Source organism: Candidatus Hydrogenedentota bacterium, from assembly GCA_019695095.1.
In the GTDB taxonomy this organism is placed as follows: domain Bacteria; phylum Hydrogenedentota; class Hydrogenedentia; order Hydrogenedentales; family SLHB01; genus JAIBAQ01.
In genome coordinates this window covers 1-17,071 of sequence record JAIBAQ010000016.1, presented here as the reverse complement: position 1 = coordinate 17,071, position 17,071 = coordinate 1, and the positions used below count along the sequence as shown (strand labels likewise).

At 59.1% G+C, this 17,071-nt stretch carries 13 protein-coding genes; 2 read left to right on the top strand and 11 right to left on the bottom strand.

The window, feature by feature from the left end; genetic code table 11:
- Window positions 1-5: 5 nt before the first annotated feature.
- Together K1Y02_04605 and K1Y02_04600 are read right to left on the bottom strand one after the other, a co-directional pair.
- Window positions 6-962, bottom strand: coding sequence for a 4Fe-4S dicluster domain-containing protein (locus K1Y02_04605; protein ID MBX7255624.1), 957 nt, complete (start codon window positions 960-962; stop codon window positions 6-8).
- Window positions 959-1,654: a hypothetical protein gene (locus K1Y02_04600; GenBank protein MBX7255623.1), complete on the bottom strand. Its 696-nt coding sequence runs from the start codon at window positions 1,652-1,654 to the stop codon at window positions 959-961. The genes K1Y02_04605 and K1Y02_04600 overlap by 4 nt, the downstream gene beginning before the upstream one ends.
- 508 nt (window positions 1,655-2,162) lie before the next feature.
- On the opposite strand from K1Y02_04600, the gene K1Y02_04595 reads away from it, so the two are divergent.
- A complete protein-coding gene (locus K1Y02_04595) occupies window positions 2,163-2,654 on the top strand; it encodes an Rrf2 family transcriptional regulator (GenBank protein MBX7255622.1) in 492 nt (163 codons plus the stop codon).
- A gap of 108 nt (window positions 2,655-2,762) precedes the next feature.
- A complete protein-coding gene (hcp, locus tag K1Y02_04590) occupies window positions 2,763-4,055 on the top strand; it encodes a hydroxylamine reductase (GenBank protein MBX7255621.1) in 1,293 nt (430 codons plus the stop codon).
- A 112-nt stretch (window positions 4,056-4,167) separates the two neighbouring features.
- On the opposite strand, the gene K1Y02_04585 is transcribed toward hcp, so the two are convergent.
- From K1Y02_04585 to K1Y02_04545, 9 genes are all read right to left on the bottom strand, one after another.
- On the bottom strand, window positions 4,168-5,001 hold the full coding sequence (locus K1Y02_04585) for a thioredoxin family protein (protein MBX7255620.1): 834 nt from the start codon (window positions 4,999-5,001) through the stop codon (window positions 4,168-4,170).
- Window positions 4,964-5,950, bottom strand: a complete 987-nt coding sequence (locus K1Y02_04580) for a hypothetical protein (GenBank protein MBX7255619.1) — start codon at window positions 5,948-5,950, stop codon at window positions 4,964-4,966. Before K1Y02_04580 ends, K1Y02_04585 begins: the two co-directional genes overlap by 38 nt.
- A gap of 25 nt (window positions 5,951-5,975) precedes the next feature.
- Window positions 5,976-6,689: a DUF4159 domain-containing protein gene (locus K1Y02_04575; protein MBX7255618.1), complete on the bottom strand. Its 714-nt coding sequence runs from the start codon at window positions 6,687-6,689 to the stop codon at window positions 5,976-5,978.
- Between the two features lies 1 nt (window position 6,690).
- Window positions 6,691-9,534 carry a hypothetical protein gene (locus K1Y02_04570; protein ID MBX7255617.1) on the bottom strand — a complete coding sequence of 948 codons (2,844 nt, stop codon included), beginning with the start codon at window positions 9,532-9,534 and terminating at the stop codon, window positions 6,691-6,693.
- A 58-nt stretch (window positions 9,535-9,592) separates the two neighbouring features.
- Complete coding sequence (locus tag K1Y02_04565; protein ID MBX7255616.1) at window positions 9,593-11,821, bottom strand: VWA domain-containing protein; 2,229 nt, start codon at window positions 11,819-11,821, stop codon at window positions 9,593-9,595.
- 4 nt (window positions 11,822-11,825) lie between these two features.
- Window positions 11,826-13,979 carry a BatA and WFA domain-containing protein gene (locus K1Y02_04560; GenBank protein ID MBX7255615.1) on the bottom strand — a complete coding sequence of 718 codons (2,154 nt, stop codon included), beginning with the start codon at window positions 13,977-13,979 and terminating at the stop codon, window positions 11,826-11,828.
- Window positions 13,979-14,968 carry a DUF58 domain-containing protein gene (locus K1Y02_04555; GenBank protein ID MBX7255614.1) on the bottom strand — a complete coding sequence of 330 codons (990 nt, stop codon included), beginning with the start codon at window positions 14,966-14,968 and terminating at the stop codon, window positions 13,979-13,981. Before K1Y02_04555 ends, K1Y02_04560 begins: the two co-directional genes overlap by 1 nt.
- Window positions 14,965-15,999: a MoxR family ATPase gene (locus K1Y02_04550; GenBank protein MBX7255613.1), complete on the bottom strand. Its 1,035-nt coding sequence runs from the start codon at window positions 15,997-15,999 to the stop codon at window positions 14,965-14,967. Before K1Y02_04550 ends, K1Y02_04555 begins: the two co-directional genes overlap by 4 nt.
- A 10-nt stretch (window positions 16,000-16,009) precedes the next feature.
- A partial coding sequence (locus tag K1Y02_04545) for an ammonia-forming cytochrome c nitrite reductase subunit c552 (protein MBX7255612.1) occupies window positions 16,010-17,071 on the bottom strand: 1,062 nt, incomplete at its 5' end.

The window sequence follows — 17,071 nt, the reverse complement described above, 5'->3', positions numbered from 1 at the left end:
GTTCCCTATACATCGAAGTAGTAGTAGAAGCGGGGAATGGTCCCTGCCTCTTCTTTAAGGATGTACACGCGCTTATTCTTCAGGATGTAGTTGATCTCGCTGTTGGGGTCGAGCAAGTTGCCAAAGATGCGCGCTCCTGTTGGGCATGCCTCCATGCAGGCGGGGTACCTGCCTCGGCGTGTCCGATGAATGCAGAACGTGCATTTCTCAACCACGCCGGCGGGCCGAATGCGGTTGCCCAGATAGGCCATGTCCGGGTTGATCTCTTCGGCGGGAATCTCAGGTTTACTGAAATTGAAGCGGCGCGCCTCGTAAGGGCACGCGGCCATGCAGTACCGGCACCCGATGCACCAGTTGTAATCGATCACAGTGATGCCGTCGGGCTCCGTCCATGTCGCTTGTACGGGACAGACTTTCGTGCAGGGCGGGTTCTTGCACTGGTGGCACTGTACGGGCAAGTAGTATTTCCCTTCGCGGGGGACTTCGGGTACATCGTAGTAGTGGTCGGACTTCTCGACGTCGAGCGAACCATTCGACATTTCCAGGACCTTGATGTACTGCATCTGCGGGTCCCGGGTCTGGTTGTTTTCTTTGACGCACGCTTCCACGCAGCGGCGGGAACCGTTGCAGCGGCTCAGATTGAGCGCATACCCGTATTCGACGCCATCCATGGGGCGAACATCGTTCACATGAACCCGCGCTCCATAGTCGCGGGCGATCTCTGCTTCCAGACGGCGCAGGATCTGGTCAAGGTCGTCCGAAGTTAGCCGTTTGTAGTGTTGCTGCAGAAACGCGTCGACACTGGTGAAGCCTTTCGTCAGGGAGGCCAAGGGGGCAGAGACTCCCGCGAGTGCGGCTATGGCCGCCATGGTTCCGAAGCCGGCCTTGAGGAAATTGCGCCGAGGGACTTCGATTCCCTTGGGGCTCATTTCCTTGCTTTCCTCTCGAGGTTCTTCTGTCATGAGTGAGACTCCTCGCCCTTACGGTCGAACCGAGTCCGCGCGGGGGCCGGTTCCGGTTTCATGGCTTTGAAGCGCGGACTGTGGGGGTCGTGGCACTGAATGCAGAGCAGCTTTGTCCTTTCCCCCTTTTCTTTGTCCCAGTAGCCGTTCTGGCGTCCATGAATGCCGAGTTCCCACTCGCGATAGGTGGGACCGTGGCATTTGCGGCACAGGAGAGCGGGTGTAGTCGATGAGATTTCGCTTCCGTCGTGATCGACGTAAGCGTTTCGATTGACCGGGTGATGGCAGTTCACGCAATAGAGATTGGCCCCGTGGTCAAGCACGATATTCCGGTGTTCGCCCAAGAATTCGTTTTGATGGCGAGGGCTTTGAATGGACGTGTGGCACTCGCTGCAACGGTATTCGAAACCGCTGCGCCGATGGCGCAATGGACGAAGTTCGCCGCGAACGGGGGTCGTGTCGAACAGATTGCCTTCAACCTTTCGTTCGAAGAGACTCGCGGCTTCGACTCCCGGCGTTGGCGAATCACAGGAAGTTGCAATGAGGAGGACGGCGCTCATCGCCGCGAACGGGAGCGCGCGGCGCATCACGCGCCGGAAGGGGTTTTCCGCCGCCGCGAGCGTATTGACGCCTCGACGGCCCCCCGGTTCTATGATCCTCCTCCCGCCGGACCCGGACTCGGACAGTAGCATGTCTACCCCCTTGGCGGTCCCGTATTTCGGGAATCTCGCCGCGGTCCGATTTTTGCCCCGCCTCAGCCCGTCGCCTCGAAGGACCCACCAGATTACTTCGGTCACTCCCGAAGCGTCCTCTTGTCCGAGTGCATCAGCAATCTCTCAAGAGATCGGCTCAACACATCGGAGTGGCGAACTGTACCGCGCGGCAATTTCATACAAAGCAGATATAGGTTATCAGAGATAGAAGAGTTTGTCAACGCCCTTGCTCAGGGGGCTGCAATTTCTCCTGCCGACGCCTTAAGCAAGCCGCTCTTCGAGGGCCGCAGAGTCCCGATGCGCGCGGGGGGCTGAGATGCGTTTTCAATCTGATTTTTCGGGGGAAAGCTGGTCAAGATTATAGAATTGCCGCGTGGCACAAAGGCTTTCGGCGAGATCGTCTTTTAGGCTCAATGGCCCCAAAAAAGAAGGGGCTTGAATTTTTCGTATAAATAGGATACACTTTGTCAGACTTTGGAGACACCCCATGTTGACGAAGACTTCTGAGATCGCCGTACAGACCCTCATCATCCTGAGCAGGCGGAACGATATCACACCGGTATCCCCTCGCGAATTGGCTGCTCATCTCAAGGCATCGCCCACATATATGGCCAAGGTCACGGGGCTCCTCGTGAAGGCGAATCTCCTCCTGGCGCACCGGGGTGTGCACGGGGGAGTGAGCCTCAGCCGTCCGACCAGCCAGATCACGTTGCTGGAGGTTGTGGAAGCGTGCCAAGGCCGAATTCTCGGCGATTACTGCCAAGACGGCGCGAGCTCCAAGGTCGTATGCGCGTTTCACGCGGCCATGCTGGAATTGCACCAAGCGATCATCGGCACGTTGGGCCGATGGACCGTTGAAGATATCGAGAAAAAAACGCTTCCATCTCCCCCCCTGCGTGGACTGGTGCGCTGCAAGATGTCGTGCATCGATTCGGGCGCGCCAGTCCAGCACAAAAAAAAGGAACCCGTGAAGCCATGAGTGGCGCGCGGATAAGCAAAAACAGCCTGAGATCCCTGCGGGCAGGTTTCGAACGCCCGCTACGGATTCGGGAACACTCCGTCGAAAGGAAGACTACGTATGAGCCTCATGCACTGCGACCAATGTGAACAAACGGAAAACGGAGTTGCCTGTACGGAATCGGGGCTTTGCGGCAAGAACCCGGATATGGAGTCTCTGCAGAAGATTTTGCTTTACGGTTTGAAGGGCATGTGCGCGTACAAGCATCATGCGCGCCGTCTTGGCAAGGTCGATTCCGAGATTGACGCCTTCGTCGAAGAAGCTCTCTTCGCAACGGTGACAAACGTAAATTTCGACATCGAAAGTCTGCTCGAACTCGTGCTTGAATGCGGTCGCATGAATCTCAAAACCATGCAGATGCTTAATGACGGGCACATTGAGAAGTTCGGCGTGCCAACGCCCGTGGAAGTGACTGAAGGCATCCAGGACGGCCCGGGGATCCTGGTGACCGGTCACGACATGGTCGACCTTAAAGACCTTCTCGATCAGACGGCCGGAACCGGCGTCAAAGTCTATACGCACGGCGAGATGCTGCCAGCACATTCGTATCCTAAGCTCCGCGCCTATCCGCATCTCGTTGGCCATTTCGGCGGCGCGTGGCAGAAGCAGCGCATGGAGTTCGAGGCGTTCGGTGGACCGATCCTGGCCACGACGAATTGCGTGTTGATTCCGAGTCCGGTGAACACGTACCTCGACAAGTTCTTCACCACGCGTGTGACCGCCGTTCCGGGCGCGAAGCGCATCAAGGACAACGATTTCTCCGCCGTGATCAAGCGGGCGCAGGAAATCGGTTCGCTGAAGCCCACCGCAACCAAGAAAGCCACCATCGGCTTCCACTACAGCGTCATCCTGAGCCTCGCCGACAAGGTCGTCGAAGCCGTCAAATCGGGCCAGATCAAACACTTCTTCGTTATCGGCGGATGCGATGGCGCGGAACCTGGCCGCAACTACTTCGCCCAGTACGCGGAAGGCTTGCCGCAGGAGTCCATCATCCTCACCCTCGGTTGCGGCAAGTTCCGCATTCGCGAACATGACTACGGCACCGTTGCGGGTCTTCCTCGGTTGCTCGACATGGGTCAATGCAACGACGCGTACGGCGCGGTGCAGGTCGCCTTGGCGCTGGCGAATGCCTTCCAGTGCGGTGTCAACGATCTGCCGCTGACTCTGGTGATTTCGTGGTTCGAACAGAAGGCCGTCGCCGTGCTGCTTACCCTGCTGCACCTCGGTGTGAAGGGCATCGCGCTCGGGCCCGCGCTTCCGGCCTTCGTGTCGCCGAACGTGTTGAAGATCCTCCAGCAGACCTTTGACCTGAAGGCCATCGGCACGGACGGGCGTAAGGACGCGCAGTTGGCGTGCGCATGATTTCAATGAGTTGATCGTCTTTTGGCCGCAAGAGTGCGGTAATGTGAAGGCCTGGGCGATTTCGTAGCGGCAGCGCCGGTAGTCAATGAATGGACTACCGGCGTTGTCCTTTTCACGGAGTCTGTGTCTGCGGTGTTTCCAAAGTGACCGCGGGCTGTTGCGCCAGCCACGCAAGCCATGGCTTCACGGCTTCGTCGCGCTCCGGACGCGACGCCCACGGATCGAAGGGAGCTACGTCCGTGCCATTCTTGCGCAGCGCCTCAAGCGCGGCGATGCGTTCCGCCAGGACTTCGCTGGACAATGCCTTCACCAAAGTTGGCAGCATCTGCGGAAGCGCCTTCACAACTGCCGCCTCTGCTTTTGCGCGCAGATCCACGTCCTGACTCGCCAGCAGTCTCAGAAGCTTCGCGGCTGCATCAGGGGTGTCTACCGTGTCGGGTACGGTTTCTTCAATGCGCGCTGCGGCAATCTCAGGCGCCGATGGAGGCAGTTCTAAACCCGGCTTCCAGTCTTTTGCCTCTTTCAGGAATTCCGCGAATACATCGGCCGTATAGAACCCCATCTGGTCCGATATGATCCGTTTATCCGCGCTAAGGATGATCGTGCGCGGTATGGATTGCACTTCATAGGCCAGCGCAACGGCGGGATTCTGTTCGATATCCACCTTCACACAGACGAAGTCTTTTAGAATCCCCGATACCTCGGGCGTCGCGTACACTTCCTCATCCATCTTCTTGCACCAGCCGCACCACTCCGCCGTGAAATCCAGCAGCAGCGGCTTCTGTTGCACAAACGACTCCTCAACTGCCTTCTCGTAGGTCGGTTGCCACGTAATCGCGGCCTCGGCCGCCGCCGCATCGCCCGCAGAGGTCCAAAGCAACGCCAGTGCCGGAAGCACGCGCAGAAAACTACGCAGCGGGCGCAATGGTCGAGAGGCCCTCTTCATCGTCCTTCTCCGTTGGATAGTTGCGCTTCACCTGTTCGTTCGTAAGCTCTTTAATAAGATCGGCAATGGCGGGATCGTCTTTCACGTCTTCCATCAGCATCGTGACTTCGTTCTTGGTCACGACCTTTTGCCCGCCCACAAAGCTCAATTCCAGTTCGCCCACCGATTTGCCTTTGTCGGTGATGTACGCAATGGTGGATCGGTTCACTTCAAGCGGCGTCCCCGAGGGTTGCTCCACTTTTCCGCCGACAATCACATCGATTTCGAAGAACTCCTCGGCCAACGCGCGCAAGGTCTGTTCATCCGTGAACGCGAGCAGTACGACGAAATCGACTTGCTTCCGCAGCTTCGGCAGGTATCGCGTGATAGCGTCTCGCATCGGAAGAACACGTACACCCGCGCCCAGTTCGTCGGCTGGCGTCTTTTCGTCCAGCGCGCCAAGGATACCCACGCGAAATCCTTCCGGCAGGTCGACAACTCGATACGGCGGGAACACCAACGTACCGGAACCATCGTGGATATTCGCGGAAACCAAGAACGGATACGTGGCCGCGATCTTCTTGAGTTCGGTCAGCGCAATGGACGCCTCCCGCGCGCCCACATTTACTGCGTCGTACTTGAGAATTCCATAACCCTTGAGCAGGTAGTCCAGTTCCAGCAACTCCCACTCGCGTGGACCGGAGGTCACGTCCCCGGCATCGACCAACAGCGAAAGCGGTGTGCGGCGCTGATTGACGAAGGTGGCGCGCCGGGCAAGTCCACCGGCAACTCCCGCCTCGCAATTGCACGGATTGATATGACCTCGCGTGTCGCACGTGTAGAAGAGCGTCAACGCCACGGGAGGCGCAACGGGGGTCCGCGCGCGCCCGAAGACGCCACCCAGCCCAAGGTAGGCGGCGCCGCCCGCGATGGACAGCGTGAGCGCTATGAGTACAACCCATTTCTTCATGCAAACGTCTCCCTGCGGCGCCAGCTCAATGCGTCAATGCGTACGTAAAAATATTCGTGTTCACGTCCTTGGAGTTCTTGACCTCATTGCCGCCGCAGCAACAACAACCGGATACACTCCCGGTATCGTTCAAACCTTCCGACGAATAGACGAGGACGATCCGCCCGTCCAGCTCCAGACCTTCCAGCAGCGTTGTGCCTCCGTTTTTCAGGTTAACTCGCTTGATCGCATACACCGTCTGGTAAATGGGATGGGTGATCGGAATCGTCTGAAGCTTGCACTCCGGAAAAATCTTCTTGAACTCGCGCCGGAACGATTGGTCCCATTCACGCGACGAACAACCCGCCGAAGCCAGCAGAAATCCGCCTCGCTTCAAGTAGGCCTGCAAGTTCTGGCGTTCTTGTTCCAGTAACGAGAAGGTTCCCTCGCCGGTCATGATCGCGAACGGGAAATCGAACAGGTCTTCCTTCGCCAGGCGTACCGGGGTAAACGAACTGTCCACCTCAACAAAGGTGTTCCGCTTAACCTCGGTCATGAACTTGTCACTGAAGCACACTGAACTCTTCGAGCCCGCATACACGAGATTGGCGCAGCGCACCAAGTCTTCTTTCCCAGGGGAAAGCACGGCATTATCTTGGGGTACGGGATTCGGGGGAGGATCCCCGGCCACTCCCATCAACAAGGCCCCTACGCAGAAAGCCCAAACCGCGCTTTGCCATATCCTGTTCGCTGTTCGCATGTCATTTCTCCTCGGCGGCGCGCCGGAAGTACGCTTCGATAAGCGAGCGATACGAATCCATGAAGCGTTCCGCGCCGCCCGATTCGGAATCGAGTTCGTAACTCTTGGGAATGGGTGCTTCTTCGATGCTGCCCGCAAGCGATTCGGGCGCCACCGGGTCCGCCTGCGCATCGTGCATACGGCGCGAACCCGCGGGATTTTCTTTATCGGGCTTGCCGTTGGGCGATTCGGAGCCGTAGACATTGAACTGCGCCGAACTGGCCGACATGCCGCCTTGACCGCCCGCCCCCATGCCGAGGCCTTGCCCCATCATCGAACCGAGACTCTTGCCCAACTGCCCCATCGTCCCGCCGGGATTCATTCCCATCATAATGCGCAACCGGAATTCGCAGGCCGAGCCTGCTCCTTGTCCCATTTGAGCGAACTTCACCATCGCCTTCATCTCTTCCACGGCTCGTTGCGCGTTGCCGTGTCCCTGCGGCGCATCACCCGCGGTCATGCGGTCCATCGCATCCTTCATCAGACCGGCGATTTTCCGCTGCTCCATCTCGTCTGCGATATCTCGCGCATCCTGCGCGACCTTTGGGTAGTCCTTCTCGACATTCGCCGCGTGCGTCCGAAGATCCTTGGAGAGCTGCTCCAATCCTTGCCGTATCTGGTCCTGAAGGTCCGCGAGTTCCTTGAGTCTAATCTGCTCATCCAAGGTGGGCGTGGTTATGCTCTTCAACGAACGCGCTTGCCGTTCCACATCCTGTTGTGCGGCAAACAACTGCTTGAACACCTCCACGTCGGCCATCAGGTCGTAAACCTTCGCCAATTCTTCGTTCGCCTTTTGTATCTGGTCGCGATATTCCTGAGAGGTCTCTCCCAATTCCTTCAGCGCCTCTTGCTGATTTCCTTGCGACTGCTGCAACGCGCCCGCCCGTTGCGCCGCATCCTGCGCGGCTTCCGCCTTCTGCATGTTCTCCTGACTCGATTGCATCATCTCGCCGGCGCGCGCGACACGCTCCGCCATATCCGCGAGAGCTTTCTTGTAGTCCTTCTCGATGTCGAATATGGGAGGCGCAGCGGCTTCGTCCTTCATCTTCTGAGCGAGGGCGTCGGCGCGCTCTTTCAACTTGGCCTGTTCGGCCTGCGCCTCCTGCAATTCCTTTTGCTCGTCGGCAGACAAGGAACCTTCCCGCGCCAGTTTCTCCTCCAATGCCTTTGTCTTTTCGGCGAGGGCCTGCTGAGCGCTTTTGATTTCGTCCAACTCATTCAACAGCGCGTCGTACTTATCTTTGAGTTCCTGCGCCGTCGTCTGCGATTGCATGAACTCCTTGTAGTCATCGTCCGAGATAATCGCGAGCCGATAGGAAGGAGAAGCCGCCGTTTGAGGCGAGTCCGGCAACGTATCCGTTGCGGTGACGTAGTAATCGATGATGTCGCCGGGGCGCACGCCTAAATCAGCGAGGTCCAACACCTCGATGGGATTGGCGAAAACTTCACCGCCATCGCTTGTGAACAGAATCTTGGAGGAATCCGGCATATCGTTGAGGTTGCGGTACAGCGTAACCTTCGCGATACCGAGGTCGTCTTTCGCTTCAATGATCAACGGAACTTTTGCGGACGGCGTTGCGAAACTATGGTGCCCCGGCGATACGACGGCGATCTCCGGTTTCTCGTCGGGAACAACAGCTATCGCACCGGTGTACGTGGCGCGACTCTCGAGTCCGTCCACGTCGATCAGCTTGGCCGAGAAATCGCCGGCCTTGCTCAGCATGAACGCGCCGCTCACCGTGTTAGGGTCCGTAGTCGGCGTCATTTCCGATGCCTCGCCGTACACGTTCAACGGTCCGCCCTTCAACGGCCTGTTCGACGTCACGGACAGCGTCACCTTGGTTCCTGCATAGGCCTTCACTTCGGCGGGCGTTCCGAGCAGGCGCGTCTTCGGCTGAATATGCGTGTACGGCGGAAACTCGTACGATACGACGACGGAATCGAAGCGCGGGTTTTTGGTGAGCGTGAGGGCATACCGCTTGCTTCGCCCTCGCTCGATCGCCGCGTAGTAACGCACGTCGTCGCGAACGTTCTCGAAGGTCTTCGTAAATCCTTCTTCGCCGCCGTCGAGCATCGGCTGCCGCGAGATAAGATTCCCTTGCATGTCTTCCACGGCGAGATCGACGTTATCCACGTCGCGCCCCGAGGTCGTCACGCGTACGGTGTAATCCTCGCCGTAGTCGATGGTTCCGCCCGCGGGTTCGACTACGAAGTTTGTTGCGCAATAGGGCGGATGGTCGCCGTAGGGGTCGAGGTAGCGCGGAATGATCGCGCCAAAGACTCGCGGGAAGAAAGCGGTTAAGGCCAGGCATAATACAAGAACGCTCGCGAGCCGCCAATAGTCGCGCGTTAATTCGGGCGGCTTCAAGGCTTCCGCCGGATCGGTCACGGAGCCGAGCTTCTGCGCCGCGACGTCGATTTCCTTGCGCATGAGATCGCTGGAAATGTCTGGCGTCACGCCCTTCTTCAAGGCGTCTTCGAAGTCGATGGCATTGATCAGATCGTTCTGAAGCGAGTCGTCGCGCACTTCGAGGATTCGCGCGATCATGCGCTGCTCGGATGGCGTGCGCGTTGCCCAACGGTACGCGGCGAATACGACAGCAAGGATCGTGGCGCCGGCGGTGGCAGTCATGAAAAGCCGCGCTTCGGGCAAAAGCTGCAAGAGCAGATCCGCGTAGACCAGCGCAAGCATGGCCACGCCGGCCGCCCACACTCCTCGAACCAGCGCCAGCCTAAGCACTTGCCGGCGCCGCGCGGCTGCGAACCCTTCTACCGCTTTCGTCAGTATCAGTGCTTCGCTGTCCATGCTCGGCCTCGCGCGGCGTGACCGCCGCTTTGAAGTGCTCTCTTACTATACCATTTCATCAGACCAGCCCCGCCCGCCTGCGCACGAACCACTCGAAGGCCAGCAGGCAAACCAACACGGTGAAGATCGCCCGCGTGTCCCAGGCGTCTTTGGGCTTTATCTCCATGCGCGTCAATCGTTCAAATGCGCGAACCTTGTCCGGCAAATCCGGAAGCTGATTCAGCTTCAATGTTTCACCGCCGGTCACGGTAGCCACTTGCCGCATGAGTTCCTCGTCCGCGGCCACGAAGCGATTCTCGACGCTATCCGAATACACCGTGAAGCGGACGCGCTGCACCGTATCTTTGGCAGGGCCCGGCGCCAACTCGGCGCTGTATTCGCCTTCGTCTTTCGGAGGGTAGGTCACCGCGAACGAGCCTTCCCGGTCGGGCAGGGGCTCGAACGTCAGCGTGGCCGTTTCGCCGTTCGGCTGCGTAAGAACCGCTTGCGGCTGATACGCCGCGGTGTCGACAAACTTGGTCTCAACGATGAATCGCACCGGATCGCCCAAGGCGTACGAATACTGGTCCGTGCGAAACGAGATGTCCTGCCCGGGCAAGAAATCCGATTCCGAAATAAGCCAGCGGATCATCTGCGTCCAGAATCGCACGAACACGTCATCGTATTTGTCGAGTTCCGGCGGCGTCATCGCCCACCGCCACAGACCCGTCGAGCCGACGGTCATGACTTTGCCTTTGCCGTATCGCTGATAGGAAATCGTGGCGAGCGATTCGCCGCTCGTGTTGTCCGCGCTGCGCGCCAGGATTACCGAAAGTGATTTCTCGGCCTTCACGCGCGTCACGCTGACCATGGCAGGCAATTCGCGAATGACCGTGTCCGCAGGCAGTCCCGCGCCAAATGCAAACGTGGGATTGATCTTGCCGTCCGCGGTCAACTCGAATCGCACATTGTGAAGCGCATCTTGCGACCATTCGACCGGTTCCAGGTCCGCCAAATCGATGTTCTCGAATCCGTAGGCCTTACCGCGCGAAAACAACACACTGCCGCCGCGAATCGTGAGGTAGTCCTTCAGCAGTTTCAGCTCTTCGGCGGAGAAGGCCGTATCGGCTCCGCGTCCGAACACAAGGCAATCGTATTTGAAGAGGTCCTCGCGCGTTCGCGGCATGGCTACGCCCGAGGTAACCTGCGCGGTTGCCGCGATATCGCTGGCGGCTTGTTGCGCCACGGTAAAGACCTTTTCGCGGTTCAACAAAAACGCCGCCGTCACTTCGAGGTTCGGATCTTTCTGCAAAGCCCGCAGCAGAAACTTCGTGTCCCAATAGGGACGCGCTTCCACAATCAGCACCTTGTTCTTCTCGTCGGCGACGCGCGCAAAGACCGTGCGCTCGTTGTTCTTGACGTCTGCTTCGCCCGGAAGCGGTTTCACTTTCACGCAATACCGGTATACGCCTTCGTGATCCTCCAGCAATGGAAATTCCACGTCGGTTGTACTCGCTTTCAACATCACCTGTTGCGTATTGACAAGCGCGTCTTCGCGATACAGTTCGACCGTCGCGTACAAGTTCTCGTAGCCCGAGTGCGACAGGGCCGCTTTGAGTTTCGCGGGTTGCTTCACAAACAGGAAGTTTGACGACAGGCGCGCCGTCACGTACAGGTCTTTAGCTTGCGTCACGCTACCAACGGGCACGGTCCACACCGGCACCTTCATCCCTTTCAGCGCCATGGCCGCTTGCTGCACACTGCTGCCCGAATTCTCGCGTCCGTCCGAAATGAGGAGCACTCCGGCGTGCTTTCGGCTCCCCGCGATGCTGGCGGAGTCCGTCAACGCGGTGCCGATGTCGGTGATACTTCCGGTTGGAGACGGCATGTTCAGCAACTGCCCGAGCGAGGCCGGAGTCAACGCGTTGGAGAAGATGTACGCCTTCACGTCGAACTCCTCCGCAAAACCTCGCTGTAGTTGCTCTTGCATGGGCTTAAGCGCGTCGGTCACAGCCTGGTACCGCGCTTTGCCGTCGATGTCCTCCGTGCACATGCTTTGCGATGCATCCACCAGCACCGCGAATACGGGCTTCTCGTCGATTCGCTTGTCGGGCGCCAGCCGCATGGGCCGCAACAGCACGATGGTCAGACCAAGCACCGCGACAATCCGCACAATCGCCAGAAGCGTCCGCGCCCATCCCTTGGCGGGGGCGCGCATATAGCCCACCACCACGAGACCGATCACGAGCGCGCCAAGCCCGAGAATCGCGGCGGCTGGAAATGGAGGTTGTATGGAAAAGCCCTGCATCGTGTCACCGCCTCAGCGCAAGGAGAAGTCCTTGCTCCAATGCAAGCGCGCACAAAGCCGCGACCAGGAAGTAGTGCCAGAGCGGTTTTCCTTCGATTGCCTTCATGATGGCCGATGCGTCGCTTCCCGAGGCCACTTCGACGCCTCCGTCCTTGCGCTGTGTCAATTCCAGCAACTGGGCCTCGGTCAACGATTCCAGATTGCTTTCGCGCGGATCGATATTCACGGGAATCGCCCCCATACACCTATCGCCCGCGTATACGCGGTAGAAACCGGGTTCGCGTGTCTGTGTGATGATGACGGCGGCTTCCGTCTCGCTCCGAGTGATGGTCGCGTTTTCCGCAACGCCCGACGGCCCGGTAAACCGTACCGACTGCGCCGTGGCGGGCATGGGGATAGTGCCCGAAGCCGCTTGTCCAACGTGTGACTCTCGACCCGAACCCGCGAGGGGACGCATGCCCAGAAGCAATTCATGCACGAACGGCACAAACAGGGGCCGCCGTGCAAAATCGCTCGCGTTGCGCGCGAGGGAGAAGTTGCACAAAAGCATGGTCCCCGCGCCTAACGGAGCTTTGGCCATGGCGATGGTCTCGTCGTTAAAGCGTATGAGTACCTGTCCTTTGCCCTTGCTCCGTTCGGTCTGCAGCGCGCGCGTGAAGCGCACCTCGGCAAGCTCGCGCAGGTCACGAAAACGTTTCAGCATGGGATCGTCAAAATTCGCCTGCGCAAAGGTCAACGCAGGACTATCCGGCTCCGTTGCTCCGCCTCCAAAATCGCGGACTGCCCCCGGTGTGAAGGGAAGGGTCAACTGATTGGCTGCCCGTGTCTGCATCAGGGTTAGATTGGCGGCATCGGCGGCGTCGCCGATGAAATAGACCACGGCCCCGCCGTTTCTCAGGTACTCCAAGAGCGTATCCGCGGTCTTCTCGGAGAAGGTCAGCACACCCTCGATAACAACAATGTGCGCGTTCGACGCGGCAAACGTGTCGAAATCGTCCGACGGCATCGCGTGCACCTGAAGCTTGCCTCGCGTCTGCGCGGTGTCCGTGGATCGGGTTGCGTCATCGTAATAAGGGTCCAGCGCCCGCAACAACGCACGGCTGCCGGCGTTTCTGTCGCCTGCGCCGGTGTCGTTTAGAAACGCGACATGAACACGGTCGCTGACGTTCATCGTGAAGAACCGGCGGTTGTCCGCGGGGAGCCCGTCGTCGGGTATGCTGACGATACCTTCGTAAAAGGCGGGCTTGCCGGCGCGAACCCGAAACGTGACAGATGCCGTCGCGCCCGCCGTGACATCGACGTCTCGTTGCAGCGGCGCATCCTCTCCAAACTGAAGTTGTACGGGAATGCGGTGGTCTTCCGGCCCGTAGTTGGCGACTTTGCACGTGATTTCCGTGTCTTCCGATACCACGGGCGACCGGGGACTCAGTGTGATTTCCGCTATGGCGGTATTGGGCCGCGCCGTGTCGCCCGCATTAAGAAACAACACCTTCACTTCCGGCGGCACATTCTTGAAGGCTGCCGCCGACCAGTTTGCGCGCTGAAAATCCGACACAATGTGCAGCACCTTGAACGGCTGCGGTGCCTGGCCAAGCTGGTTGACCGCTTCGGCCAGCGCGGCATCGACATCGGCCCGCTCCATGGTCGGTTTTGCGCTCAGAATGTCGCGCTTCAGATAGATCGGATTGGATGCGGGCGCGGTGAATGACGGCGTTGGGCGACCGCCTGCAATGATCAGGTTGGCGGAGTCTTCGGGCGCCAGACTTTCCGCGATGCGCACCGCGATGGATTGTGCTTTGGCAAACGGCGAGTTTCCGCTCGCCTGAAAGCTCATGCTAAGCGAAGCGTCAAGAACGATGACGTGTGCGGAACGTCCACGCAATTCGGGTGGTGTGGTGACACCGGCGTGCATAACCGGCTTCAAGAACGCGAGCAGCAGAAACAACACAAAGGCCGTGCGCACAATCAGCATCAGCAGATGGCGAATTCGAAATAGCGAGGACTGACTCGCCTGCGCGGCCTTGATGAATCGCAACGTCGGAAAAACCAGACGCCGGGGCGTTCGCCGCGTGAGAAGATGAATCAAAACCGGCGCAAACAGTGCGAGCGCTCCGGCCCAAAGCGCGGGATTTGTGAATATGAGATTCGTCAGATTCATCACTGCACCCCGCCCCGCCGCAACAGGTAGCGTTGCAGAACATCGCTATGCGGCGTTTGGGTATTGACGCAGTTGTAATCGATGTTTCGCGCCTGCGCGTACGACGATAATGTGTCCATGAAGGACTGCAACTCGCTTTCGTACTGCGCCGCGATGTCCGAGGGGGTCGTGGTCAGGAACTCACCGGTTTCGGCATCGACGAAATTCACATTCGCCAACGGCGGAAGCTTGGCCTCGTAGCGATGGAGTATATGAAAGAGAATGATCTCGAAGTTTCGGTGGCGGTACATGTCCAGCGCGCGAAAGATCTCGAGTGGATCGTCCAGGAAATCGGAAATGACAATGAGCATTCCGCGCCGCTTGAACAGGGCATAGGCGTCTCGAAGCGTCTTTGAGATCGACGTCGTGCGGCCTGCGCGTTGACGTTCCAGAAGACTCAGCAGGGCGTTGAGGTGCGCAAAGCTGCTGCCCGCGGGAACGTGTCCAGTAATCTTCTTGTCGAACAGCGTCAGGCCGACACGATCGCCCTGCTTCACCAGCAAGTAAGCCAGCGCGGCGGCAAGATAGGCCGCGTAATCGAGTTTGGACATTTCCTGCGTGGGAAATACGTGCTTGTAGTCTTTGCCGCCGTATCCCATGGAGGCGCTGCGGTCCACGAGGAGATGGGCGGTCATGTCCGTTTCTTTTTCGAAGAGCTTCACGAAATAGCGGTCGGTCCGCGCGTAGGCTTTCCAGTCGATACTCCGGATCTCATCGCCGGGATAGTATTCGCGGTAGTCCACGAACTCGGCCGCGGAACCTTTGTACGGCGACTTGTGCCCGCCCGCATACGCTCCTTCGACAATCACGCGCGCGGCGAAGTACAGGTTCTTCAGACCCAGCAGTTCTTCCGGGCCGAGGTATTTCCACGCGCGCTTCTTGGCGGACGCGTCTTGCGGCGCGTCGCGCTTGCGCGAGGGGAGCGGCGGCGGTTTTGGAAAGTTGATCATTTGCCTCGATAGTCGGGCTCTTTGGCGTTCTTCAAGAGCCGCTCAACGATCTGCAGCGACGTTATGCCTTCGCCGGTGGCCTTGTAGTTGGGAATCACGCGGTGCTGAAGCACGGACGGCGCGACCGTTCTCACTTCCACCGCGGAGGGCGACGGCTTGCCGTGGAGCAGCGACAACGCTTTGGCCCCGAGAATGAGATACTGCGACGCGCGCGGTCCGGCGCCCCACTCGACGTATTCGCGGACGAAGGGATCGGCTTCCGCGCCGACGGGTCTCGTCGCGCGCGCAAGGTCCACCGCATACTGCATCACATGGGCCGACACGGGCACGCGCCGCACCAGCGCCTGGAATTTGAGCACCTCTTCCTTTGTGAACACTTTCCTTACGGGCGGAATCTCGCGCGCGGTCGTTTCTTCGACGATACGCAACTCTTCTTCGCGCGTCGGATACGCGATGTTGATGCTGAACATGAAACGGTCGAGTTGCGCCTCGGGCAACGGATAGGTGCCTTCGTGCTCGATGGGATTCTGCGTCGCGAGCACGAAGAACGGAGGATCGAGGTGATAGCTGTGCCCGGCGGATGTGACGGTCAATTCCTGCATGGCTTCGAGCAATGCGGCCTGCGTCTTGGGCGGAGTCCGATTAATCTCGTCGGCGAGAATCAGGTTCGCGAAGAGCGGGCCCTTCACAAAGGTCATGTGACGTTGTCCGGATGCGGAGTCGGTTTGGAGAATCTCCGTGCCGGTGATGTCCGAAGGCATCAAGTCGGGCGTGAACTGAATCCGCTTGAACTCCCACCCCATGCATTGCGCCAAGGTGCGCACGAGCAACGTCTTCGCAAGACCCGGCACACCGATAATGAGTCCGTGTCCCCGCGCGAACATGGCGGTAAGCACCTGCATGACGATTCGGTCCTGACCCACAATGACCTTGTGGATCTCCTCGAGCAGCTCCTTGGTGCGCGCTCCGAACGCTTGCGCCAAGGCGACGTCTTCACTGCTAAGCGCCGTAGACACCGTCTCTGTGGACATAAGGACTCCTTTACGTTTGGCCTCCTATAGAAGACGCGGGAGCGGCCGTTTCAGGGACCGCCGCAGGGGGCTGGGAAGCGCTGGCGGCGACGGCGCTGGTCTGCATGACCGGTAGCGCCAGCTCGCCTTTGCGGGCATTTTCCAGGGAAAGGAACAAGATTCGAGCGGCCTCTTGCGGGGCGTGGAAGCCGGTGGAATTCTCGGCTTCGACAAAGTCCAGCAAGAAGGTCGCTTTGCGCTGATAGTCGCGCGACGCGGCCAGTTGTTCGTCGGTGGCGCCGGCGTCCTTGGCCGCTTTGATGCCGTCGATAAGCTGCATCAATGCGTCCATCGCGGTGGACCGCATGGCGAACGTCTTCTCTTGGATGTTCTCGACGCGCGCTCGCATCTCTTCCTCGGAGAACTTGTGACAGGTTTGGCACGCGTTGTTGATGTTGAGCATGGGGCTTTGCACGTGGTGATCGCTGATCTTCAGCGCGCCTACGCGCGTATACGGCATGTGGCAGTCGGCGCATGCCACCCCGGACCGCGCATGAATGCCTTGGCTCCACATCTCGAACTCGGGATGCTGCGCTTTCAGCATCGGCGCCCCGGTTTCGGCGTGTGCCCAGTCTTTGAACCCGGCTTCATCGTAATACGCGAGAATCTCGTCCGCTTTCAGACCTTTCATCCAGGGATACACGAGGCGTTTCTCGGGACCTTTGAAGTAGTACTCGACGTGGCACTGTGCGCACACATAGGTGCGCATTTCCTGGCGCGAAGCCATCTTGTTCACGTCGTAGTCGTTGATGCCTTCCAGCGCCTTCTTGACCTTTATGCCTTCGAGAAAGCCGGGGCGCGTCACGCGCAGCGCCATGGTCTGCGGATCGTGGCAGTCGATACATCCGATGGGATGGGTCACCAGCTTGCGCGCTTCCGGAAACTTCATCTGGTTCATCTTCTCGAATCCGCGAATCAGGTCGCCTTCGCCCAGCTTCTTGTACGGCACATAGATCGATCCATGGCAGTGGATACAGGTTCCAGGTTGGCCAACGGATTGCCGTTCCGTGTAGGTCTGGTCTTCCAGCATGTA

What these genes read in the sequence shown, in the direction of transcription:
- K1Y02_04605 (MBX7255624.1), bottom strand. Translation starts at nt 962, where the DNA reads ATGACAGAAGAACCTCGAGAGGAAAGCAAGGAAATGAGCCCCAAGGGA.
- K1Y02_04600 (MBX7255623.1), bottom strand. Translation starts at nt 1,654, where the DNA reads ATGCTACTGTCCGAGTCCGGGTCCGGCGGGAGGAGGATCATAGAACCG.
- K1Y02_04595 (MBX7255622.1), top strand. Translation starts at nt 2,163, where the DNA reads ATGTTGACGAAGACTTCTGAGATCGCCGTACAGACCCTCATCATCCTG.
- hcp (MBX7255621.1), top strand. Translation starts at nt 2,763, where the DNA reads ATGCACTGCGACCAATGTGAACAAACGGAAAACGGAGTTGCCTGTACG.
- K1Y02_04585 (MBX7255620.1), bottom strand. Translation starts at nt 5,001, where the DNA reads ATGAAGAGGGCCTCTCGACCATTGCGCCCGCTGCGTAGTTTTCTGCGC.
- K1Y02_04580 (MBX7255619.1), bottom strand. Translation starts at nt 5,950, where the DNA reads ATGAAGAAATGGGTTGTACTCATAGCGCTCACGCTGTCCATCGCGGGC.
- K1Y02_04575 (MBX7255618.1), bottom strand. Translation starts at nt 6,689, where the DNA reads ATGCGAACAGCGAACAGGATATGGCAAAGCGCGGTTTGGGCTTTCTGC.
- K1Y02_04570 (MBX7255617.1), bottom strand. Translation starts at nt 9,534, where the DNA reads ATGGACAGCGAAGCACTGATACTGACGAAAGCGGTAGAAGGGTTCGCA.
- K1Y02_04565 (MBX7255616.1), bottom strand. Translation starts at nt 11,821, where the DNA reads ATGCAGGGCTTTTCCATACAACCTCCATTTCCAGCCGCCGCGATTCTC.
- K1Y02_04560 (MBX7255615.1), bottom strand. Translation starts at nt 13,979, where the DNA reads ATGAATCTGACGAATCTCATATTCACAAATCCCGCGCTTTGGGCCGGA.
- K1Y02_04555 (MBX7255614.1), bottom strand. Translation starts at nt 14,968, where the DNA reads ATGATCAACTTTCCAAAACCGCCGCCGCTCCCCTCGCGCAAGCGCGAC.
- K1Y02_04550 (MBX7255613.1), bottom strand. Translation starts at nt 15,999, where the DNA reads ATGTCCACAGAGACGGTGTCTACGGCGCTTAGCAGTGAAGACGTCGCC.